We start from the raw sequence: 21,680 nt of genomic DNA, 5'->3' as shown, positions 1-21,680 counted from the left end.
TGATTGCAAAACCCGGCTGCCTCAGGCAGTCGGGTTTTGTGTTATTGGGGCCAGTTGACGATCCCAGGTTTTCCTCGTTCAATTACTTGAATTGATGAGAGAAGAGCGGGATTGACCATGATATTTCTTCTGGACCGTGTTCTGAAGCGCTTTATCAGTGCCGGAGCACTCGACGTCATCCTGCCCAGTGGTGAAAAACGCCGCTACATGGGGACGCGTCCCGGTCCGAGCGCAGCCATTCATGTCAAGACAGACAAGGCGCTGAGAGCGCTGCTTCTGAATTCCGGGCTCGCCTTTGGTGAGGGCTGGATGGATGGCGACATCGTCTCGGTGGACTGCTCACTTGAGGACGTGCTGAGCGTTCTCATGCTCAACATCCACAGCAGTCATCACCTGCTCAATCGCGTTGAGGAAAAGGCCCGTTTCGTCACGCGGTTTCTCCGGCAATGGAACGGGCAGAGGCGCTCACGTCGCAATGTCGCTCATCACTATGATCTGAACGGAAAACTCTACGACCTCTTCCTCGATGAAGACCGTCAATATTCATGCGCCTATTTCTCTTCTGACGATATGACACTGGAAGAGGCGCAGCTCGCCAAGAAGCATCATATTGCCGCCAAGCTGCAACTCGACCGGCCCGGCCTTGATGTGCTCGACATCGGTTGCGGCTGGGGAGGCATGGCCCTGACGCTGGCGCGTGACTACGGTGCCAAGGTGACAGGCATCACGCTCTCGCAGGAACAGCTTCAGGTTGCCCGCGAGCGTGCCCGTGCGGCGGGGCTTGAAGGGCTGGTAACCTTCAAGCTCATGGATTACCGCAAGCTCGACAGGCAGTATGACCGTATCGTTTCAGTCGGCATGTTTGAACATGTCGGCATAGGTCATTACGACACCTATTTCCGCACCCTGCGCAAGGCGCTTCGGCCTGACGGTGTGGCGCTCGTCCACTCGATCGGACGTATGGACGAGCCGGGTTCCACAAATCCCTGGATCGACAAATATATCTTCCCCGGTGGGTATTCCCCGGCTTTGAGCGAAGTGTTTCCTGCAATCGAGCGGGCCGGCCTCTGGGTGACGGATTGCGAGATCCTGCGCTTGCACTACGCGAAAACGATCCGGCTTTGGCGTGAGCGCTTTGCGGCCAATCGCGAGAAGATCAAGGCGCTCTATGACGAGCGCTTCTGCCGTATGTTCGAGTTCTACCTCGTTGGGGCCGAACTGTCTTTCAGACTGCAGGGCCACATGAACTTCCAGCTTCAGCTGACTGCCGATATCGACGCTGTTCCATTGACCCGCGACTATATGGCCGGGGGCTAGAGCTGGGTTGTTCCGCCTGGCTGGCTCTAGAAGCATCCTTGTCGGTGTCTGGCACGGTCTTGACGCCTGATGCTCCGGCGCGGGGTATATTTGGCAGCGACGTTGTCAGCGCCAGGCGCATGAATAGCAATATCGTCGCGCGTGACCAACCGATGCAATATGTCACCCGCCTGCGCCGAGAAGGCCGGGGAGGCAAGACGAATGACGGGCATTTCCAGAGCCGTGAGGCGCTGACCTTGACGGGCGCTCGTGGTGGCCAGACCGCCGCCGAGGGCGTTATGGGGGACAAGCGCGCCACCCCGTTCTTGCAACAGACCCCGACCAGCGATGTCGTCCACCGCCAGGCACTCGCGGATTTCTCACCGCAGACCATGGAAAGCATGGCGAAATAGTATCCTGCAGGGCAAGCGGGACTAATTTCGGTGGCATATGGAATGCACTTATCAAACACGGCTTCCGGGCCATCGACGACGGGCTCATCCTGCGGGGCGGGGTGAGGATGCCTATTGGACGCAATGATCAGGGTGATACCGCCGAGCGCCCCGCAATCCTCAAAGGGCCAGCCTCACTGTTCTACGGCATGCGGGAGCCGGTTGGTAAGGTGACTGTCGAGACCATTGAATCCGGTCTTTGGCGCTTTTGGGGGGGGCGTTGGTTACCCGCCTGATTGGTGGTTGCCGCCGAGAGAAGTACTGGCGTCATTCTGGTGCCAACTAGAGGTTCGTGGTGGTATCGACACTTAACTGGCATCATGAGCGCTGGGGTGGCGCGCACCCTTGCCTAAATGTCGACTGAGAAGATGTGCCCGATCGCGGCGTGGTTTTTCTTTGGGAATAGTGTCTTACTGTGGCGCCGTGTCTCGATGCGCGTAGGCGGTAAGGTGCATCTGACAGAAGATCGCGACTGCACCGGGCAAGATTTTTGAAAGCCGGTTTACGGAAAGGTTGACGAATTGGCTTCTGGAACTGTGAGGGCAGGCTTTGCGCGGCAGATCAGCCTTCAGTTCAATACGGTCAATCGGCTCAACCAGCGCTATATCATCGCTTCGACGGAGTCGGCTGATCGCAATAGCTTGGGCAAAGAGGAAGCTTGCGTCGCGATACTGATTGCATTTTGAGGGGAGAGCGGGGGCTTGAATGCCGCCCAAGGGGGAGGAAATGGTCCTCCCCGTGCAGAGACGGGACAGATCCGGCGAGACATGAACGGTCACCAAAGGAGGCTCTTGTGAGCCCAACTGGATATGTTCGCTTTCTTCTACCGGAATCCGTTACCCGTAACGGGTGGATTCAGCTGAGCTTGAGAGCTACTGCCGAGGTCTTGCCGTTGCGTCCAACTTCGGTCTCATAAGAGAGCGCCTGGCCGTCATTGAGGGAGGAGAGGTTGGCCTTCTCAACGGCAGAAATGTGCACGAACACATCGTCGCCACCGGCATCCGGCTTGATGAAGCCATAGCCCTTTGTTGAGTTGAACCACTTGACGGTGCCTGTTGCCATAGCAAGGCTCCTTGATAGTATAGCGGCCACGCAGAAGAATTATGCGTGCAAACATGCTCTCGTGGTTCTGTCTCGGGCGCCACATGCACCCGCAGTCCCGGCCAAAAGCACCCGCGTCTACCCTGTATGGGCTTTCGCTCAGTCCAGTGCAAGCACTGAGCGAGGCTCAGTCGTCTTTGCAGACCAGTTTTGCAAGCGTGGCAAACTCATCGATCGACAGTGTTTCGGCTCGCCTCGTTGCGATGATTCCTGCCTTTTCAAGCAGGGCCTCGCCGCCAATGGGACGCAGCGAGGCGCGAAGCATCTTTCTTCTCTGCCCGAAGGCGAGGTGCGTCACATGCTCCATCGCCTTGAACATCGACGCTGAAGGCTGGGTGGGTTTCGGGACGATATCGACCACAGCCGACTCTACCTTCGGTGGGGGCGAGAAGGCACCCGCAGGGACTTTCATCACGACATTGCAGCTTGCGCACCACTGCGCCAGTACGCCCAATCGGCCATAGGCACCGGTGTCGGGTGCGGCACAGATACGCTCGGCCACCTCAAGCTGGAACATGAGTGTCATGCGTTCCCAAGACGCTGCCTGACGTAACCATGCGACCAGGAGAGGCGTGCCGACATTATAGGGCAGGTTGGCCACGATCTTGCGTGGCGCGGGGCATAGCGTGGCACAGTCCAGAGACGTGGCATCCGCCTTGATCAGATGCAGCCTGCCTTGCGCGTGGGCGACAAGTTCATCCAGCAGAGGCCAGGCGCGCTGATCAATCTCAACCGCATGCACCGCATCGGCTTTCGTATCCAGCAGGGCGCGTGTCAGGCCACCGGGACCGGGGCCGATCTCGACCACCTGCCGTCCAGCCATGTCGCCAGCCAGTGCGGCGATCCGGGCAACAATTCCCGGATCGAGAAGAAAATGCTGACCGAAGGATTTTTTCGCATCCAGACCATGAATCCGGATTGCGTCACGCAGGGATGGAAGGGTCATCCCTGGTCCGATGTGCTCTTGCCACGGGGCTTGCTACCCTGCGCCGAGCCATGCGGAGCTGGCTTGGTGGGGGCCTCATCATCGGCGGCAGCTTCATCGCTTGCCTTGGCCGAAGCGGTTTTGTCGTCCTTGCGCATCTCGATGACGGAACGGCGCTCCAGATCACGCTCGAGCTGACGCGAGGCCTGTTCGACGCGCTCATTCATCAGGCTGTCTGCAATTTCACTCGGGCTCTGCTGGGCAATATTCTTCTGCCCCTTGGAACACACCGTCAGCAGCGCGATCCCATCGGAGGAGACAAGCGGGCGGCTCGACTGCCCGACGGGCAGATCGGCCAGTACCTGACGCATCTGCGGGTTCAGGCGCTCAAGGACGAGTTGACCGCCTGGATCGGAAGGATGCTTCTCACCCAGAGAGCGATTGAGCGCCTCCATTGACTCACAGCCATGCACGGATTGTGCGGCGGCCGTGGCTTTCTGAAGGGCCAGCTTCTGCTGATCCGTCGGCGCCTGCGGGTTGAGCGGTGAGGAGAAGGGGAAGAAGGCCTGACGCACCGAAATCATCGTGACGTTCTGATGGCCGATGGTGCGCTTGCCGTTGACCGTGACGATCACGTAGCCGCCCGCCACCTTCACCGGGTTCGAAATGGCCCCGATGGGCATCTGGCGCACGATCTCGACAACCGGCGGGTCGAGACTATCTTCCTGCACCCAGCCCATTGTTCCGCCGTCAAGCGCGGTCTGGGCCTGCGAAAACTGCGCGGCGACGATAGGGAAAGGCGCCCCGTTGCGCAGTTGCGTAATGATTGTCTTGGTAAATTCCAGCTCGGTTTCCGAATGGCGCGGATCGGCGACCGGAATGAAGATCTCGCTCACATTGTACTGCGCGCGGCCTTCCTCGGCACGGAGGGCTTCCTCACGCTGCGCGATTTCACGCGCCGTGATGCGTCCACGACCCGAAATTTCCTCACGAAGCACCTGCATCCAGCCGATCTGCACGCGGATCTGGTCGATCAGGGTGGTCAGCGACACACCGTCCTGCGCCAGTCGGTCACGCAGGGCATTCTTGGGCATACCATTGCGGGATTCGATGTTGTTGATGGCCTGGGCGATCTGCTGCGGTTCGACATTGATGTGACGCTTGAGGATTTCCTGCGTCTTGATGCGCTCATCGACCAGCTGACGAATGATCTGCGGGCGCAGGCGCTGCATCAGGTCGGCGCTGATATTCAGTCCTGTAGAGAGTGCAAAAAGCTTGCCGCGGTTATCGACGTCACGCTCGGTCAGAACCTGACCGTTGATCGTTCCCAGAATGGCATCTTCCGGCGGATTGGCCGCCGGTGCGACGCTGCCATGGCCCGGGCGGGCATGGGTGGCGTGATGCGGGGTTGCTGCCTCTGCTGTCAGAGCAGGCAGGACGAGGCAGGTGGCAAAGCCCATAAGTATCGCACGCAGGGGCCGGGCAGCGCCGGATTGCGGGGCAGCCCGGAGGAAGGGGGCGGTAAGGGTCATTGCGCGTCCGTCAGCCATTGATTCCGAAGGTACCGATTGTCTTGAAGGTGAGATTGAACAGCACCGTCGTATTACGCTGCTGGCCACCGATCGAGGTATATTGCTTGATCGCAAGGATGTCCAAGCCGAAGCAGTCATTGGAGTAGCCGATATCGCCACCCAGGCTGACAAACTCCTTGCGTGACAGCGAACGGCGACCATAGATCGAAGCGTGGTATTGTTTATAGGCCGTTGAGACGCCAGCCGTTACTTCATTTGTCTTTGTATAATAGACCTGCGTCGGACCATTCAGTCGATAGTTCGTCGCGTAGAAGTAATAGGGCGTGACAGGCTCATAGATATACCCGGCATTCACATGGAATATGGGCACGCCGACACTGACCAGTCCCTCGCCATAATCGAAGCTCTTGCGATAGGGGTCGTAGCGGCCACGGGCCGTCAGATCGAGATAGCGGTTGGGACTGACGCGCACACGCGCCACAGGTGACGAGAGGTGATGAGACAGGCCCGAATAGGGGATGCGGTTCTGGGTAACGTGCTGCTGGATGCTCTCACCCACCAGAAAATCAACCACATGACCACGCCACGTCCAGTTGCCGTGCACCCCGATATTGCCGCGCAGGCCGCCATCCAGACGATCCGTGCCGGTATAGCGGTTCAGTGCGAACAAGGTGCTGTCCGTGAACTCGTATTGCAGCGAATCTTCGTTCGGGATCATGCGCGTGGCACTATTGCCCATATTGGGTGCGGCAATCGCCTGCACGATGGGCTCGAGCACCTGAGAGCCATGACCATGCGCGAAACTGCGCATGAAAGGCCAGTTCATCTTCAGGGCCACAGTGGGCAGGACCCAGCCCGTCGTATGCGTGCCGGTATCGGTATAATAGGTTGGCTGCTCTGTCAGGTGGCTCGCCTGATAAACCGTGGCATCGAGACGCGCTGTCAGCAGCCAGATCTGGCCCAGCACATTATGGAATGGCCGGTTCCAGTTCATCTGGATCTGCCCGCGCTGATCGCGTGTTCCCTCGGGGCGATAGACGTTGAAGTCGTTCGTGCTGAGCGAGAACGTGCCACCCAGCGGATCCGTCTCACCCTGAAACGCATAGGTAAAGCGCGGCAGGACGAAAGGCAGATTCGAGTTGCGGATAACGCCCTGGTTCAGGCCCTGATAGAATTGCCCGTCGAGACGCGTGTATGAGCCCACGCCAAAACCGTCGATATAGGCGGTCGATTGCAGCGTTTCGTTGCCGTAGCCTGTGATGCGATAGTCACGCATATAGTTGGCTGAAGAGGCAAGATTGACGTTTGCGCCAGCGCGCCAGTGATCATTGATATCGAAAACGGCATTGCCACGCACATAGCCCTGGATGCCGTTGTCGTTTGTTCCATCAACCGTATTGCCGAACGTGTTGACGTAGCTGCCTTCCTTGTGGGTGCTATAGGCCACGCCACCCGTAAAGTTGATCTTGCCGAAATTGAGCTGGTTTCGATACTGCCCGCTGATCTGCGGTCCTGTGCGGGTCGAGACAAGCCCCTGGACGGTCAGATCCTGCTGGTCATCAATCGCCCAGAAATAGGGAATGGTGAAGTAGGTGCCCAGATAACGGTCATGCGGGTTGATCCCCGGGATCAGGAAGCCGCTCTGACGCTTCACGCTGGGGTCCGTCATCGAAAACAGAGGCAGGTACATGATCGGCAGTCCGAACATGTCCAGATAGGCGTGGCTAAACTCGATGCGTTTGTGTTCGGCATCCTGGGTCGCATTATAGGCGCGCAGCTGCCAGAAGGGCGGGCGTGACGGATCCTTGGCGCAGATCTGGCAGGCCGTATAGACAGCCTTGGCCATATCGTTGATCTTGCCATTCGTTCGCCTCATGCCGTTGGCTGCAAGCTTGGCGTTATCCTGCATGCGCAGGAAGATGCCACGCGCAATGCCATCATGCATGCCGTTGCTCAGCTCGACATAGTCCGCGAAGCTGGTGCTGCCATCCGGCTCGACCATTGCAACGTGACCTGTGGCCGTCAGAATGCCGGTGTTGCGGTCGAACACGATCTTGTCGGCACGAAGCGCGTGCTCGCCCTGCCAGACCTGCACGTTCCCGGTCCATGTCGCCACACCGCTGCGGGTGTAGCTTTCATTATCGGCAAGATAGGTGACAGGATCGGACTGTGAAGACGGCTTGCCGACGGCAACTTTCGGCCCCGCCTGGCGCTGCATGGTTGCATCCGCCTCAGGAATGGCACCGAATGTCGCCGTGCCCGCCAGCATGGAGGCGGCAAGCCATGACCTGCGCCTGTGATGCGCAACGCGCCGTTTCGACATCAACCATCCTCCAGATGCAGAAGCAAGGCTACCGCCAAGCAGAGACCCGCGCCAGTCGGTGCCCATGCCGCCATGACAGGCGGCAACGCACCGGATTCACCAAATTGCGCCGCCACCTTCGAGATGGTGAAGAGCGCGAAGCCCGCCGCGATTCCCGAGCCCAGCATCCTGGCCACACCGCCGCGCCGGGTAGGGCGCATCGAGAAGCCGGCAGAGACGAGTGCCATTGTACCGCACAGGATCGGAAGAGCTAACAGAGTCTGGAAGTGCAGTCGATGCCGGATGGAGGAAAAACCGGACCGCTCGAGAAGATGGATGAAACCCGGCAGCGTCCAGACGGACAATGTATCGGGTGACGCAAAGCTCTGCTCTACGCGACGCAGCGAGAGATTGGTTGGCAGAAGATAATCGCCGATATGGATCGGCAAGTGGTTCGGCCTGACTGTCGCGGCATTTTCCAGCTTCCACGCACCTTCCACCAGTTCGCCACGGGGGGCCTCGATACGGATGACAAGCTGATCGCGCGCGTCGAGGCGGAAAATGCTGATGTCGTTGATCTGCAATTTGCGGTCCCGCAGAAAGACGTGACGCGCGTGCAGGATAGCAACACCCTGTCCGCCCTGCTCATCATCGAGCTGGCGCAGCCATAGCGCACCGCCATTGAGCGAAAGCGGCCCCCCGCCTGTCTTCAGATAGGCTTCGTCCAGCAGCTCCGCCTTGCGGAACATGGATGAGGAAAGCGGTGAGAGCGCCATCGTCCCGAAAGCGCCCATCAGAATGGCGCAGGCCAGCGGCGCCGCCAGAAACTGCCAGGCCGAGATGCCCGCTGCACGGGCAACAATCAGCTCGGATGAGCGCGTCAGGCGCCAGAAGCACACGATACCGCCCAGCAGGATACCAAACGGCATGATCATGATCATGAAATATGGCATATGCAGCCCGGCAATTTCGGTCACGAGGCTGGTTGGAACGTCGGGCTTGGTGGCGACACGTCGAAGCAGATCGATGAAGTCGAACAGGGAGACGAGGCCTGTCAGCGCGGCGATCATCGCAAGGGAAAACAGCGTGAAGATCCGCGAGATATAAACAGAGAGTGTGACTGAAACGCCCGCGGATGTGCCTCGGAACAGGGCCAGGGTATTACGCGCCATGAGATGTCTTCCCGCCAGACTTTCGACCCCTGGGCAGAAAAAGCCAGAAGGCGCTTCCAATTGCAGGCAGGATCGCCACGGCCCATAGCAGGGGAACGAGGCCCAGATTTCGTCCAGCCAGATTTTGCAACATGAGAGACATGGCCATCAGCCCCACCACAGAGAGAATGGCGGCTAGCGGGCGTTTGATGTTGCCGTGGCGCGAGAAGGCACCGCTCAGTACGGCAACAAGTGCGATCATGCTGAATGACAAGGTGGTGAGCGGTGAGGTCAGGCGCCTCCACCCTTCCACGGCGAACTTGCCCCAGTCTCGCTGCGAGACATAGCGCGGGTCAGGGTGAAAGAGCTCGGGAAGAGACATTTCGGAGGCGTCGCGCACTTCGGTGTCGGCCTGTTTGCTGCTGGAAAGATCGATTGAATTTCGCGTGAATGTCAGGACATTAAGCCGCCCGGTATGGTGATCGATCTCCTGTCGGGAGCCGTTGAAGAGCACCACGCGCGGCTGGTTATCGACCACCACCATTGTTCCACGTTCAGCGATGATGGTTGCGCGTGCTTCCGGCTGGCGGTCATCTTCCACAAACACCCCGTGCATTTCCCCATCACGGTCGCGGCTGCGCACATAGACGGTCATATCCTTCGAGAGTTGGGCAAACACACCGTCCTGAAGCAGGAAGGCCGCCATACGATTGCGTATCTCGAATTCATAGCGCCTGAACGCGTGATAGGAGACCGGGACAAGCCACAGATTGAGAATATACCCGATAACGGTCGTGATCAGGGCACAGGCCATGGCTGGCCGCGCCAACTGGAACGGCGAAAGCCCCGCTGCCTGCATCACGGTCAGTTCACGATCACCCGACATACGCTGATAGCCGAACAGGACGACCAGGAAGGTTGTGATTGGCAGGATGACCGCGAGGAAAGAGGGGATCATCAAGGAAGTGAGCTGAATGAACACGCGCAGCGACAGGCCACGATCCACGACAAGTGATACGAAGCGCAACGACTGCATAAGCCAGATGAGCGCAATGGCACCACTGGTAATGCCGACCAACCCAAGGAAAAGCTGACGCAGGATATAGCGTTCGCGCAGCAGCAGGAGAGAGCGTTGTTTGGAGCGTGAAGCCGAAGCAGACATGAGTATTGCCCTTAGCGTTTCGCCGGACGTGCCGAAAGCTGCATCTTGTTACGAATGTTCAGGATCAGCGCGGATTACGCAACCAGCGATCGCCGGTGTGGCGGCTATGCGCCACAAAGAAACCGGACAGCAGACCCGCCACGGCAAAGGCGAATGTCCAGCCGGAAGGACGTATCAGCAGGAGGGACAGGGCGGGAGCCGCGACAAGTCCGATCAGCGTGCTGACAATTGCCTCACGACGGGTGGGGCCGAAATGACGCTGGGCATGGCAGGTAGGGCATTCTTCATCCGTGCGCTGCATCTTGCCGCGGCAGACCGGGCAAAGAACGACCGTTTCCTGCGCCGGTGGTCGAGGCACAGGAAGATAATTGCCGGTGATGACCGATCTTTGTCGGGGCAGGGGGGAGAGACGCGCCATGAAGTGCACATGCCGCGAAGCATGGGGGCAGCGCAATATGAAAATCAGGCAAGATGGCGCGCTGAGACCAAGGCAGGACTGTTTCCAGTCACCGCGGCCTGATCAGGCCGCGGGCTTGCGCGGCGCTATCGTATTGCACTCTCTGGCAGGCATCTGATCGCCCTTGATTGTGCGAGGGTGCGGGGAAGGCCCTGAACGTGCCTGCCGCCGCGGGTCTCGGTGAGGAATATGAAATGTCAGGCACGGCCTCCCTTAGTCGCATCTCTTGGCAAGGTGTATGATCCCCGTCTAGATCATCCTGACAAGCTCCCTCCGTGGAGACCAGAGCCTCGATGGCTGCGCCTGAATGCAGGAGGTGAACTGTGCACAGTTGGCGCGCCGCACTCGCCGGGGCCTTCGTTCTTCTCGCTGCTCTGATTGGCCTCGCAGGGGGTTCAGCGATGCGGCCTGTCGGACTCGCGTCCGTGCAGCTGCCATCGGATGCCTATATCTGGCAGCGCCAATGGCGGGACGAACTGGTACGCTCCATCGCGCAGGCTGCGCCCTCTATCCAGACCTGGCACATTCTCGCTGCCGAGTTCGACCAGACCGGCCAGTGGCATGATACGGCGTTGCTTAGCCCAAAACAGGTTCTGGCATCGCATCGTGTGATCGCCGTGTTCCGACTCAGCGGCCGGATAGAGGCGCTCGATCCTGAGCAAACAGGCCACCATATCGAGCAGGTGCTCGCCCGATGGCAGACGCTCGGCCTTACGCCAGAGGGGATTGAGATCGATCATGACTGCCCCACCGCCCGGCTTGGCGATTATGCGACATGGCTCGATGCACTCCATCGCAGATTGTCGGGGCGCTACCGTCTGACGATTACAGCCTTGCCAAGCTGGATCGGCGCCCCGGCGCTCGGTTCGGTCCTGTCCCATGTTGAGGGCGTCGTCCTTCAGCTTCACGCCGTCAGCAATCCGGCGGGTGGATTGTTCAGGGCCCATGAGGCCCAGCGCGATGCTTCCCGCTTTGGCAGGATTTCACCTGTTCCGTGGCAGATTGCGCTGCCAAGCTACGGTACGAAAATCATCTGGGGTGAGGCGGGGCAGCCGGTCGCGGTCGAAAGCGAGACGGCACGCGGCATTGCCAGAGGGGCGGGGCAGGAATTGACCGTTGCTCCGGAGGAGGTTGCGCGGTTCATGGAGCGTATCGAACACGCGCCACCAGCGGGTCTGATAGGATGGATCTGGTTCCGCCTGCCGGTTGCGGGTGACCGACGCGCCTGGAGCCTTCCTGCGTGGCTGACGCTGGTCAGGCACGAGCCATTGCGCCGGGCACTCTCGCTTGGCCTGAACCCGCAAGATGCAGCTTTGTATCATATCGTGTTACGAAATGACGGCGCGATTGACGCCACGCTGCCGCTCATTATCCATGCTGACAAGGACTGCGCCGGTATGGGGGCGCAAGGGCCTTATCGTCTCGATTACGACCAGACTGGCCCGGTTCTTGTCAGAACTGGTCAGGCGCTTCTGCCGGTCGGACGGGAAATTGTTGCAGGCTGGCTGACCTGCCAGAAAAAGAAAGATCAGATCAATGTCTCAGCGCAGGATGTCTCCCGACGCTTCTGAAGGCCGTGCCCCAAGCCGCAAGCGACTGACAGCACGGCAGGGCGCGTTGTTTGGCGTGCTGGTTCTGGTGCCTGCAAGCCTTGTCGGCGTCATGGCCTGCGGTCCGTTCTTTCCCGAGCCGTTGCTGAATGACCGTGCACACACGCTTGAGAAGCTGCCTGCTTTTTCGTTCTCCTATGCAATTAGACATCTTTATCCCGGACAGGAGGTAACGCCAGAGCCGTCGCCAGGATCAGGGGCTGTGTCGCCTCCGGATGAGGATAACCCAGCCGACGCCCGGGCACGTGATCTCTACCAAAGCGGCGCGCAGGCCTATCGCGACCCCAATAGCGCCGATCACGGGATCGACGCATTCAAGGCGGTTCTTGCGCTTCCAGACACAAGCAACGCGCATGAGAAAGTCGCGGCAGCCTTCATGTTGGGCAAGGCGTATAGTGCTTCGGCTTTTGCGTCAGCCAACGATCCGGAGCATGACTTGACCGAAGCCGCCCGGGCCTTTGCCCTGACGCGGTCGCTGGTCGAGGCAGGCGTAAATGATCCTGACGCCCTGGCTCAGGCCTCATGGGGTGAAGAGGCGAAGCTCTATCTGCGCGGTGCCAATGGTCTGTGCGGCTGGCACGAAATGGAGACTCACGCCCCGTGCACGAGCAGCCTGAGGAAGGATCTGATTGGCAAGGCGCTCCTTCTTTATGTGCATCAGGTCGAGTCCGGATCCTACGCCGGTGAGGACTCCCTGCGTTACGTCCTGGCCTGGGTCTCGCAATATCCCGATCTGGTAAGAGTGCTCGCCGCTGATCCGCTGTCGCGCAAGCTGCTCAGTGCCTATGCCCTGTCTTTCGACTATGACGGTGACCTCGCCCATTCAGCCTTGAAAAATCTTGCGACTGCCGTGCATGAGCAGGGCGTTAAACCGGATGACGGAACCGATCTGTTGGCGGCCGCGGCCTATCGTCAGGGTCAGTTCGATCTCGCGCGGGATTTCGCTACACAGAATCCGTCCCCTCTGGCTGCCTGGGTGCGCGCCAAGCTGGCTGTCCGTGCCAATGACACAAAAGCCGCAACGCTTGCTTATGCCGAAGCGACCAAAGGGTTCCCGACACTGTTGCCTGCGCAAGACCCTGCCATTGCAGTGCGTATGCAGGGCGAGCAGGGTGTGCTGGCGCTATCGCGTGGCGAATATGTGCAGGCGCTTCTCTGGCTCTATAAAGCTGCGCAGCAGGCCGGACCGGGCAGCGATGTCGGGATCGATGTCGCCTATGTCGCTGAGCGCGTTCTGAGTGTCGATGAACTCAGGCAGTTTGTGGATGCCAACGTGCCCCCAACGCCGACCGAGGCATCCGGCACCAGACCATCCGGGGCGCAGAATGGCCAGGCAGAACCAGCGGGAGAGCCGCCCGTCGAGACGATGCCGGATGTACTGCGTTCGCTCCTCGTGAGACGCCTAATTCGCGAAAACCGCTTTGCAGAAGCCCTGAATTATACGGATCACAACCCGAATGCGGGGTTCGCGCTCGAGAGCGCGCAAGGCCAGCCGCTCAATCTGACCTATGATCAACTGATCAAGACCTATGCGCAGGCGCTTTCGGACGCAAAATCGCGCTGGACACGGGCAGGGCGCGCCGAGGCCTGGTTTCTGGCGGCACGGATTGTGAAGCTCTATGGTATGGAGCTGACCGGCACGGAGCTGGGGCCAGATTATCATATCTGGGGCGGGACCTATGGTTGGGGGGCCGATATCAATCCCCATCCGGTCAAAGGCCAAGCTGGCCAGAAGCCGCCTGCCTCAAGAACCTTCGTCACGGCGCAGGAAATCGCCCGGTTCGACAGCAGTGCAGTCAAGCCCGATGCGCGCTATCATTATCGCTGGCTTGCCGTCAGCTATGCGTCCCATGCGGCTGACCTCCTTCCTCCGCGCTCGCAGGCTTTCGCGGCGGTGCTCTGCCAGGCAGCTGGGTGGCAGACCGACCAGACCCAAGCGCTTTACCGGCGTTATGTGCGCGAAGGAGCAGTTGTCGATTTTGCCCCGAAATTCGGCAATAGCTGCACAGTCAGGCCCGCTTTTGAGCAGACCCGTTTTTACGGGCTGCGCAAGACGTGGCAGCGCGTTCGGGCGGCGATCGCGCGTCGGCTCTGAGGCGCGCTGAATTCGGGCAGGAAGTGTGGCGGCAGGTCTTGGGCTGATTTCAGGGGGTGTTCTCGTGCTCGCCCGTTGCGATGCGGGCCTCGACCGCCAGACGCCACGGGGCATCTGCCGGGGCTTCATCCACAGCGCGCCGATACAAAGCGAGACTATCGGGTGAGATGTGACCGTCACGGCGTGTCTGAAGCTCTGCCACCTGCACGGCCAGATCGGGGATGAAGCGTACAGCCAGAACACGACGATACAGGCCGATAGCCTCACCAGGGCGATTAATGGCCTCATCCACCTGACCCAGCAGCAGGGCCGATCGGATGAAATCCGGGTCCTGAGGGGAGAGTGTTGCCACCTGCCGGGCCAACTTGCCGAAAAGCGCCTGCAGTTCCGGCGAGACACTGCGCGCGCGGTTCTGATGCGGCTGGGGTGGAAGTGACGGATGACCGTTCACCAGGTAAAGCGCGAGCCCAGCGATGGGCAGCACGGGTAGCCAGAGCACGGATTTCCCGCGCCGCATACCTTGTGAAACCTGCGCCCGATGGCCCTCGCGATTATCAGGATCCACACGCCCTGCTGGCAGGGCGCGGGCTGTGAGTCCGTCATCAGGCAGCGCGTCGGCGGCAAGAATGCGACGCTGTATCTCCAGCCGTGCCTTACCCGCCTCAGCGGGGTCGATCAGCCCGGAGGCTATATCCCGGTCGAGTTCGCTTAACTGCTTGCGATACAGCGAAAGCGCTGACAGGCGTGGCCCGACGGGTGGGATCTGGCGCTTCGACTGGAGGAATATCAGCCAAAGCAGCGGCGAGAGGGCCAGAAGCGTGACAAGCAGGAAACCGGTCCAGCTCATGACTTGCTCTCCTCACGCAGCAGACTGGCCAGACGCGTGGCTTCGGCTTCAGTCAGGGGCGGTTCTTCCTGCTTGCGGCGCATCATCACAAGCGCCGCGCCAATACCGACGGCAATTGCCAGAGCCGGCATGATCCAGAGCAATAATGTGGCCATCGAGAATTGCGGCTTCAACCGGATGAACTCGCCATAGCGATGGGTCATCCACGCCATGATCTGGGCGTCGCTCTCGCCTTTCGCCACATGCTCGCGCACGACATGGCGCAAGTCGCGCGCCAGCCCTGCGCTGCTGTCCTCAATGGATTCGTTCTGGCACACCAGACAGCGCAATTGGGCACCTATGGCAGCCGCCCGCTTTTCCTGTGCGGGGTCGTGCAGCATCTCGGACGGATCGTCCAGCGCCAGAGCCCGGCCGGATATCAGGGGTGTGAAAGCCAGCAGCGCTGTCAGCAGAACAACACCAAGCCATGCCGGAGCGAGAGAACGAAAGGCCAATCCCGACGGGCTCATGGCGACCTGCCATCACCTGTAGATGGGGCAGACGCGTGCTTGGCGAGAGGCAGGATCGTGTGATGAAACAGGGCTTCATCAAGCGCGGCCGCGCCGTGCCAGGCAATATGCCCACCCGGCATGACAAGAAAACTTTCGGGCACACCGGTCACGCCCCAGTCGATGGCGGTCATGCCGCTTTCATCCAGGCCGGTGCGTGCATAAGGCGAGCCATCGCGCTCGATGAAACGACGGGCATCCTGCGGCTTGTCCTTGTAGGCAATGCCCCAAAGAGCAAGGTCGCGGCTGATCACCCGCAGGGCGGCCATTTCTGCGACGCAGGGGATACACCAGGAGGCGAAGAAATTCACGAGCACAGGCACAGGGCTGGCTTTGAGATCGGCGGTTGAGAAGCCGTTAGTTTGCCCGCTCAGACCGGGTAGCGAAAAATCCGGAATCGTCTCGCTCGCCTGATCGTTGCGGATGGCGTGAGGGTCGAAGGAACCGTCCTGCATCGCCGCCAGCATCTTCCAGCATCCCAGCCCCGCAAGAGTCGCCCCGGCTACGGGAAGCGCCATGAACATCTGGCGTCTTGTCAGGCGTGTCATGGGCGTATCTCCTTAGCGACCGGAAAGGTAGAGGCTGTGCGGCCTCTGCCGGGCGCACCGAGGCGATGGCGTCGATCCGACAGCGAAAGCGCCCCCCCGAGAGCCATGATCACACCGCCAAGCCATATCCAGGGGGCAAGCGGATTATTGTGAAGGCGCAGCACATAGCGGGTCTGCGCGCCTGTACCATGAGCCTCACCTAGTGCAGCATAGAGGTCACGCAGCAGGTTGGTTCTTATGGCGACATCGGTCGTCACCTGATGCTGGCTTGTGAAATCACGACGCGACGGATGCAGATGGGCAATGACACGCCCGCCACGCAAGACAGTCAGGTCGGCCACGAGCGCGCGGTAATTCGGACCGTCCTCCTGTCTGGCGCCATCGAGCCGCCAGACCAGCGCACCCTGCTGGATCGTCTCCCCCACGCCGAGTTCCACAACAGAATGGCTCGCCTGTGACATGCCAGTAAGGCCCAGCACTGTCACACCCACGCCGATATGAGCCAGAGCCCCGCCCCATACGGCGCGGGGAAGTCCCGCCATGCGCTGGCGCATGGTCCGGGGTATTGCGGTCCACCGGGTCGTGGTGATGCCAAGACGGATGGCCAGATCGGAAAGACTGGCCGCAATGACCCACAGCCCCGCCGCCCCACAGAGCGCGGGGAGGAGGCCGTCGAGCAGAATGAGCGTGGTTGCAAGCCCAACCGCAGCAAAACAGGCCGCCGGATAGAGGCGCCGCAGCGCCGGCGAGAGGCGTGCACGCTTCCAGGGCAGCAGAGGGCCGATACCCATCGCGAGCAGGAGGGGCAGTGCCAGGGGAATGGTGGTGGCATCGAAAAACGGCTTGCCGACCGAGAGGGTACGTCCTGTCAGGATCTGCATGAAGGGGGGGTACATGGTGCCGGTCACCACCACCGCGCACAGGGCGCAAAGCAGGATGTTATTGAGCACAAGCCCGCCTTCGCGTGAAAACGGGGCAAAGATGCCCCCCGAGGTGAGTGAGGGCGCGCGCCAGGCAAAAAGCACAAGCGACCCGCCTATGACGAGCGCGAGCAGACCCAGAATGAAAATGCCGCGGGCTGGGTCATTCGCGAAGGCATGAACCGAATTGAGAATACCCGAACGTACAAGAAACGTGCCTGAAAGCGAGAACGAGAAGCTCGCTATGGCCAGCAGAACGGTCCAGATACGCAAGGCATCGCGTTTTTCCACCACGATGGCCGAATGAACGAGGGCCGTTCCGGTCAGCCAGGGAATAAGCGAGGCGTTTTCTACCGGGTCCCAGAACCAGTAGCCGCCCCAGCCCAGCACATAATAGGACCACCACGAGCCCATCGCGATGCCGCATGTGAGAAAGGCCCAGGCTGCCACGGCCCAGGGGCGGACCCAGCGGCCCCAGGCCGCATCCACACGGCCCTCAATCAGCGCAGCGACAGCAAAGGCGAAGGGCACGGCAAACCCGACATAGCCAGTGTAGAGAATGGGCGGGTGGAAAGCGAGGCCGGGGTCCTGCAGAAGCGGGTTCATGCCCTGCCCGTCATCGGGCGCTGGCCAGATGCGCTCGAAAGGGTCGGAGGTGAGCAGACAGAAAAGCTGGAACCCGGTCGATACGCCACCCAGAATGGCCAGCACGCGGGCCTTGAGCACAAGCGGCAGGTTGCGGCCAAACAGGGCCACGGCGCCTCCGCACAGGGCAAGGATAAGCGCCCAGAGCAGAACCGACCCCTCGTGATTACCCCAGACGCCCGTGATCTTGTAGAGCAACGGCTTGCTCAGGGCAGAATTCGCGGCCACGTTCTGAACCGAGAAATCATCACTTACCGCGCAGGCAATCAGGCTTGCGAAGGAAAAGCCCAGTGCCAGCAGCTGGGCTACAGCCAGCGCCGGGGCTAGATCGAGCAGTGCAACCCTGGCGCGTGCGGCCCCCCAGAGCGGCAGGATGAACTGGGCCAGTGCGATCACGCAGGCTAGAGCCAGTGCATAATGGCCCTGTTCGGCCCCCAGGACAGAAATCATGCGACAGACATCATGGTGTTGTATGACCCTTGGCATCGTCACGAATCATGCTCGTCCAGCTTTCGGAACTGGGCGGTTTGCCAAAGCGCGGGTCCCATTTGCCGCTGCGTTGCAAGGCTTCGGCCACCTCTTTAGGCATATAGGTCTCGTCATGCTTGGCCAGAACTTCAGAGGCTGCAAAGGGCGCGCCGACATGATAGCTGCCAAGGGCGACCACACTTTGCCCTTCCCGGAACAGATCCGGCAGGATGCCCTCAAAGCGTACTTCGACGGCGGCCTGCCCATCCGTGACCCTGAAGAAATTGACCGGTGTCTTGCCATCCGTTTCGCGTCGGAGCGACCCCGCCACGACCATGCCGCCAAGACGGATCACCCGGTCAGGCGCGGGTAGTTTTTGCACAAGCTGTGAGGGCGCCATGAAGAAGACAATGCTGGAGGAAAACGCATTCAGTACCAGTGCCGTCGCAACAGCGAAGCAGGCGAGGCAACTCATTACGAGCCATAACCGGCGGGATTTTCGGGTCATGCGACGTCTGGGACGTGCCTGAAACAGTGCGTCGCTCATGGGGGCACCCCCTGGCTGGGGATCGACCCGGTACCGGGGCTTCCGATGCTGAGTTGTCTGGCTCCCTGCCGCTGTTCGAGCAGCGCAAGGCGGGCTCTGGCGCGGCGTAGCCGCATCACAAGTGGCAGGGTAAAGGCACCGATCATCGCAAGCGTCACGGCATAGGAGGCAACGATATAGGGCAGATGGGTCACGCAGCCGGTCCCTCCTGCATGAGCGATCGGGTCATGATCTGTCGGGCCCGGGCTTCGAGAATGGCGGCCTTGAGGCGGCCTGTCACAAGGGCGGCGAAGCCGAAGGCAAAGCCGGCCATGCAGCATGAAAGCGGCAGCAGCATGGAGGGCGGCATGGCAGGGGCATGGGTAAGCGTGATGCTGTCGGGCTGGTGCAGGGTATTCCACCAGCTGACACTGAACTTGATGATGGGCAGATCAATGACACCGGCGATGGCCAGAACAGCCGCGGCACGATAACCGCGCTGCGGGTCGTCGAAGGCCTGAATCAGCGCAATATGACCGAGATACAGGAAAAACAGCACGAGCACTGAGGTCAGCCGCGCATCCCACACCCACCACGTCCCCCACATGGGCTTGCCCCAGAGCGAACCGGTGATCAGACAAAGCGCCGTGATGGCAGCGCCTAATGGCCCGATCTCGACGGCGGCAAGGTCGGCCAGAGGATGCTTCCAGACGAGGGACAGAACCCCGCATATGGCAAGAGCGGCATAGCCACCCGAGGCCAGTATCGCCATGGGAACATGGATATACATGATCCGCACGGCATCCCCCTGCTGCCAGTCTGCTGGCGACCAGACCAGCGCCCAGACCAGACCGACACCAAGCGTCAGGCATGACAGAAGGGCCAGGAGCGGCAACAGCCATTGCGCCAGCTTCAGGAAGCGCCCCGGATTGGCGTAACGATGCAGGAACGTTCCCCGTACGGGCCGTTCCACGCTTTTGCCTCCCTTGGTATCTTGCGCATTTCCTGTCACTTCGTGCTTCTCTCCCCCTCGATCGCGGTCATGATATAGCCCGCTTCAGCCACCATCCAATGCGGGTTTTGACGGAAAGCCGTCCTGATACGGGATTCGTGGCGGGGGAGGGAGGCCATAAGGTGCAGTTTCTTCCGATAACCCAGACAGGTCAGGCCGATAAGAGAGGGACGATAATGCAGTACTGGTTGATCAAATCCGAACCCGAGGCCTTCTCATGGCAGCAGCAGGTGCGCAACGACATTGAGCCCTGGACCGGTGTGCGCAATTACCAGGCGCGCAACAATCTCGCCGCCATGCGTTGTGGCGATCTGGCATTTTTCTATCACTCGGTTTCGGACAAGGAGATCGTGGGTGTGGTCCGGGTTGTCCGTGAATCCTATCCCGATCCGAGCGCCGAAGGCGGTAAATGGGTTTGCGTGGATGTTCAGGCCTGTGGGGCCTTTGAAAATCCGGTTTCTCTTGCGACCATCAAGGCTGATCCGGCTCTGGCTGACATGGCGCTTCTGCGTCAGTCACGTCTCTCGGTAGCGCCTGTCACCGAAGATGAATGGCATCATCTCTGCCATATGGGAGGGTGGAACAAGCCAGAGGGCTGAGCCTGCGGCAGCGGGCTCAAACGCCCGGCGCACCTTCAAGGACGCCGCGCAAAAGGGCGGCAAGTCTGGCCGGGTCGTCTTCTCGCAGCGAGGCAAAGCCCATGATGAGCCCCTCCAGCTTTGTCTGCTGGCAAAGGGCTGACAGACGCCCCATGCGATACCCCGCTGCACTGAGCGCTGTCAGGCAGGCTGTCTCGAAACCCGCATGTTCAAGGATCGCGCCGATTTGCACCCCGCCATGCGGCGGCGTGACATGCAGCCCTTCCACGGTTGAAAGCGCATGATAAAGGGCCATGCCCCGCTGCTGGTAAAGACGCGCGATACGGCGCAGATGCGCCCGGTATTGCCCTGTTTCCATAAGGGCCGCGAGGGCAAGCTGGGCGTGCAGATTGGCGGCCAGACCCATCGTGCGGTGTGCCGCCCGCAAGGGTGCAACCAGGGGCTCGGGCACAGCCATCCAGCCCAGCCTTAATCCGGGCAGCAAGGCTTTCGAGGCGGAGCCAAGATAGAGCCATTCACACCCCGTGCCATGCGCGGCAAGCGCGGCAATTTCGCGACCATGCCACAGGAATTCGCTGTCATAATCGTCCTCGAGTATCAGCGCATTCTGGGCTCTGGCGCGGTCAAGAAGGGCGAGACGTCTGTCCAGCCCCATGCGACCGCCCAGAGGGAACTGGTTCGATGGCGTGATATAGACGAGACGCGCTTCGCGCGGCAGCTGGCTGACCTGCATCCCGTGATCATCAACCGGAATGGGGACGATGCGTGCGCCTGATGCCATGAAGCTCGCGCGGGCACCCAGATAGCCGGGATCCTCCACGGCAATCACATCACCGGGGTCGGTCATGACCTGCGCGATGAGCGTGAGCGATGCCTGAGTGCCTGGCGTGATGATGATCTGCCCGGGGCTGACACGCAGCCCGCGATCGCTCGCGAGACGGGTGCTGATCGCCTCACGCAGGGCGTGAGCCCCGTGATACCCGCCATAGGCGGCTTCATCGCCGTGATTATGGCGCGCAACACGACGCAGGGTCTGGGCCCACAGATCGGCGGGAAACTGTGCCTCATCCGGGACACCAGGGGATAAGCGGCCTGTATCGCGTTGGTAGCTTGCTGCCCGTGGGTCCTGGGCAAGAATCCTGCCTCTGTCCGACAGGGCGGTCGTGCCCCCCGTAACCGTCCGGGGTGAGGGCAGGTTCGTGCAATGCACAACCGGGCGTCGTCCGGCCCGCATATCGAGAATACCTTCCGCCCGAAGCAGGTCGTAGGCCGTGGCGACCGAACTGCGCGACAGGCCGAGCATGGCGGCGGCCTGTCGCGTGGAAGGCAAGGCTTCACCATGTCCCAGTTTGCCCGATTTTATGGCGCGACCCAGAGCAGCGAAAAGCTGGACCGGCAAGGGGTCAGATGCGTGTGGGTCGATGCTGAACAGGGCGGGCAGGTAAACTGGCATGATAAAAAATTCTAAAACAGGCTCTCGGATC

The 21,680-nt window shown here is 60.6% G+C and carries 20 protein-coding genes; 5 read left to right on the top strand and 15 right to left on the bottom strand.

All coding sequences use genetic code 11. The features are described 5' to 3' along the window. Positions 1-117 precede the first annotated feature (117 nt). Together ED655_RS11885 and ED655_RS11880 are read left to right on the top strand one after the other, a co-directional pair. Positions 118-1,317, top strand: coding sequence for an SAM-dependent methyltransferase (locus tag ED655_RS11885; RefSeq protein WP_122050304.1), 1,200 nt, complete (start codon positions 118-120; stop codon positions 1,315-1,317). 119 nt (positions 1,318-1,436) lie between these two features. Beyond that, the gene (locus ED655_RS11880; RefSeq protein ID WP_162993502.1) at positions 1,437-1,709 is read left to right on the top strand and encodes a hypothetical protein; all 273 of its coding nucleotides are present in this window, start codon (positions 1,437-1,439) and stop codon (positions 1,707-1,709) included. 894 nt (positions 1,710-2,603) lie between these two features. On the opposite strand, the gene ED655_RS11875 is transcribed toward ED655_RS11880, so the two are convergent. The 7 genes from ED655_RS11875 to ED655_RS11845 all read right to left on the bottom strand — a co-directional run bounded on the left by ED655_RS11875 (position 2,604) and on the right by ED655_RS11845 (position 10,339). Further along, complete coding sequence (locus ED655_RS11875) at positions 2,604-2,810, bottom strand: cold-shock protein (RefSeq protein ID WP_023977648.1); 207 nt, start codon at positions 2,808-2,810, stop codon at positions 2,604-2,606. A gap of 166 nt (positions 2,811-2,976) precedes the next feature. Beyond that, positions 2,977-3,795, bottom strand: a complete 819-nt coding sequence (gene rsmA, locus ED655_RS11870) for a 16S rRNA (adenine(1518)-N(6)/adenine(1519)-N(6))-dimethyltransferase RsmA (RefSeq protein ID WP_122050302.1) — start codon at positions 3,793-3,795, stop codon at positions 2,977-2,979. Then, positions 3,792-5,249 (bottom strand): peptidylprolyl isomerase, encoded by a 1,458-nt coding sequence (locus ED655_RS11865; RefSeq protein ID WP_408735674.1) that lies wholly within the window; start codon positions 5,247-5,249, stop codon positions 3,792-3,794. Before ED655_RS11865 ends, rsmA begins: the two co-directional genes overlap by 4 nt. Before the next feature lie 67 nt (positions 5,250-5,316). Further along, positions 5,317-7,629, bottom strand: a complete 2,313-nt coding sequence (locus ED655_RS11860) for an LPS-assembly protein LptD (protein ID WP_122050301.1) — start codon at positions 7,627-7,629, stop codon at positions 5,317-5,319. Next, positions 7,629-8,780, bottom strand: coding sequence for an LPS export ABC transporter permease LptG (lptG, locus tag ED655_RS11855; RefSeq protein WP_122050300.1), 1,152 nt, complete (start codon positions 8,778-8,780; stop codon positions 7,629-7,631). Before lptG ends, ED655_RS11860 begins: the two co-directional genes overlap by 1 nt. Beyond that, positions 8,770-9,921, bottom strand: a complete 1,152-nt coding sequence (gene lptF / locus ED655_RS11850; RefSeq protein WP_122050299.1) for an LPS export ABC transporter permease LptF — start codon at positions 9,919-9,921, stop codon at positions 8,770-8,772. The genes lptG and lptF overlap by 11 nt, the downstream gene beginning before the upstream one ends. A 64-nt stretch (positions 9,922-9,985) precedes the next feature. After that, on the bottom strand, positions 9,986-10,339 hold the full coding sequence (locus tag ED655_RS11845; protein WP_240993635.1) for a hypothetical protein: 354 nt from the start codon (positions 10,337-10,339) through the stop codon (positions 9,986-9,988). Between the two features lie 362 nt (positions 10,340-10,701). Between ED655_RS11845 and ED655_RS11840 the strand changes: the two genes are divergently transcribed. Together ED655_RS11840 and ED655_RS11835 are read left to right on the top strand one after the other, a co-directional pair. After that, complete coding sequence (locus tag ED655_RS11840) at positions 10,702-11,949, top strand: DUF3142 domain-containing protein (RefSeq protein ID WP_122050298.1); 1,248 nt, start codon at positions 10,702-10,704, stop codon at positions 11,947-11,949. After that, a complete protein-coding gene (locus tag ED655_RS11835) occupies positions 11,915-14,083 on the top strand; it encodes a tetratricopeptide repeat protein (protein ID WP_162993501.1) in 2,169 nt (722 codons plus the stop codon). The genes ED655_RS11840 and ED655_RS11835 overlap by 35 nt, the downstream gene beginning before the upstream one ends. A gap of 49 nt (positions 14,084-14,132) precedes the next feature. Here the strand turns inward: ED655_RS11835 and ccmI are convergent, their stop codons facing one another. Genes ccmI through ED655_RS11800 form a run of 7 tightly spaced genes read right to left on the bottom strand, consistent with a single transcriptional unit; the run spans position 14,133 to position 19,558 of the window. Further along, positions 14,133-14,930 (bottom strand): c-type cytochrome biogenesis protein CcmI, encoded by a 798-nt coding sequence (ccmI, locus tag ED655_RS11830; protein ID WP_122050296.1) that lies wholly within the window; start codon positions 14,928-14,930, stop codon positions 14,133-14,135. After that, on the bottom strand, positions 14,927-15,382 hold the full coding sequence (locus tag ED655_RS11825) for a cytochrome c-type biogenesis protein (protein ID WP_408735673.1): 456 nt from the start codon (positions 15,380-15,382) through the stop codon (positions 14,927-14,929). The genes ccmI and ED655_RS11825 overlap by 4 nt, the downstream gene beginning before the upstream one ends. 53 nt (positions 15,383-15,435) lie before the next feature. Beyond that, a complete protein-coding gene (locus ED655_RS11820; protein ID WP_122050294.1) occupies positions 15,436-16,026 on the bottom strand; it encodes a redoxin domain-containing protein in 591 nt (196 codons plus the stop codon). After that, positions 16,023-18,041 carry a heme lyase CcmF/NrfE family subunit gene (locus tag ED655_RS11815; protein WP_205836035.1) on the bottom strand — a complete coding sequence of 673 codons (2,019 nt, stop codon included), beginning with the start codon at positions 18,039-18,041 and terminating at the stop codon, positions 16,023-16,025. Before ED655_RS11815 ends, ED655_RS11820 begins: the two co-directional genes overlap by 4 nt. A 10-nt stretch (positions 18,042-18,051) precedes the next feature. Next, entirely contained in the window at positions 18,052-18,567 is a 516-nt protein-coding gene (gene ccmE, locus ED655_RS11810; RefSeq protein WP_122050341.1) for a cytochrome c maturation protein CcmE, read from the bottom strand. Positions 18,568-18,602: 35 nt separating this feature from the next. Further along, positions 18,603-18,800, bottom strand: coding sequence for a heme exporter protein CcmD (gene ccmD, locus ED655_RS11805; protein ID WP_122050293.1), 198 nt, complete (start codon positions 18,798-18,800; stop codon positions 18,603-18,605). Further along, positions 18,797-19,558 (bottom strand): heme ABC transporter permease, encoded by a 762-nt coding sequence (locus ED655_RS11800; RefSeq protein WP_122050340.1) that lies wholly within the window; start codon positions 19,556-19,558, stop codon positions 18,797-18,799. The genes ccmD and ED655_RS11800 overlap by 4 nt, the downstream gene beginning before the upstream one ends. Positions 19,559-19,773: 215 nt before the next feature. On the opposite strand from ED655_RS11800, the gene ED655_RS11795 reads away from it, so the two are divergent. Beyond that, complete coding sequence (locus tag ED655_RS11795; RefSeq protein WP_122050339.1) at positions 19,774-20,196, top strand: EVE domain-containing protein; 423 nt, start codon at positions 19,774-19,776, stop codon at positions 20,194-20,196. A 16-nt stretch (positions 20,197-20,212) separates the two neighbouring features. Here the strand turns inward: ED655_RS11795 and pdxR are convergent, their stop codons facing one another. After that, positions 20,213-21,649 (bottom strand): MocR-like pyridoxine biosynthesis transcription factor PdxR, encoded by a 1,437-nt coding sequence (gene pdxR, locus ED655_RS11790; RefSeq protein ID WP_122050292.1) that lies wholly within the window; start codon positions 21,647-21,649, stop codon positions 20,213-20,215. Positions 21,650-21,680: the final 31 nt, after the last annotated feature.

Origin of the sequence: Asaia bogorensis (assembly GCF_900465345.1) — a bacterium.
Taxonomy (GTDB): Bacteria; Pseudomonadota; Alphaproteobacteria; order Acetobacterales; family Acetobacteraceae; genus Asaia; species Asaia bogorensis_A.
Note: the sequence above shows the minus strand (reverse complement) of the source record. Positions and strands in the feature narration are given on the sequence as shown.

Bases quoted from the DNA above. Each gene is read 5' to 3' on its own strand.
- ED655_RS11885 (WP_122050304.1), top strand. From the start codon at position 118: ATGATATTTCTTCTGGACCGTGTTCTGAAGCGCTTTATCAGTGCCGGA.
- ED655_RS11880 (WP_162993502.1), top strand. From the start codon at position 1,437: ATGAATAGCAATATCGTCGCGCGTGACCAACCGATGCAATATGTCACC.
- ED655_RS11875 (WP_023977648.1), bottom strand. From the start codon at position 2,810: ATGGCAACAGGCACCGTCAAGTGGTTCAACTCAACAAAGGGCTATGGC.
- rsmA (WP_122050302.1), bottom strand. From the start codon at position 3,795: ATGACCCTTCCATCCCTGCGTGACGCAATCCGGATTCATGGTCTGGAT.
- ED655_RS11860 (WP_122050301.1), bottom strand. From the start codon at position 7,629: ATGTCGAAACGGCGCGTTGCGCATCACAGGCGCAGGTCATGGCTTGCC.
- lptG (WP_122050300.1), bottom strand. From the start codon at position 8,780: ATGGCGCGTAATACCCTGGCCCTGTTCCGAGGCACATCCGCGGGCGTT.
- lptF (WP_122050299.1), bottom strand. From the start codon at position 9,921: ATGTCTGCTTCGGCTTCACGCTCCAAACAACGCTCTCTCCTGCTGCTG.
- ED655_RS11845 (WP_240993635.1), bottom strand. From the start codon at position 10,339: ATGGCGCGTCTCTCCCCCCTGCCCCGACAAAGATCGGTCATCACCGGC.
- ED655_RS11835 (WP_162993501.1), top strand. From the start codon at position 11,915: ATGTCTCAGCGCAGGATGTCTCCCGACGCTTCTGAAGGCCGTGCCCCA.
- ccmI (WP_122050296.1), bottom strand. From the start codon at position 14,930: ATGAGCTGGACCGGTTTCCTGCTTGTCACGCTTCTGGCCCTCTCGCCG.
- ED655_RS11820 (WP_122050294.1), bottom strand. From the start codon at position 16,026: ATGACACGCCTGACAAGACGCCAGATGTTCATGGCGCTTCCCGTAGCC.
- ED655_RS11815 (WP_205836035.1), bottom strand. From the start codon at position 18,041: ATGATTTCTGTCCTGGGGGCCGAACAGGGCCATTATGCACTGGCTCTA.
- ccmE (WP_122050341.1), bottom strand. From the start codon at position 18,567: ATGACCCGAAAATCCCGCCGGTTATGGCTCGTAATGAGTTGCCTCGCC.
- ED655_RS11795 (WP_122050339.1), top strand. From the start codon at position 19,774: ATGCAGTACTGGTTGATCAAATCCGAACCCGAGGCCTTCTCATGGCAG.
- pdxR (WP_122050292.1), bottom strand. From the start codon at position 21,649: ATGCCAGTTTACCTGCCCGCCCTGTTCAGCATCGACCCACACGCATCT.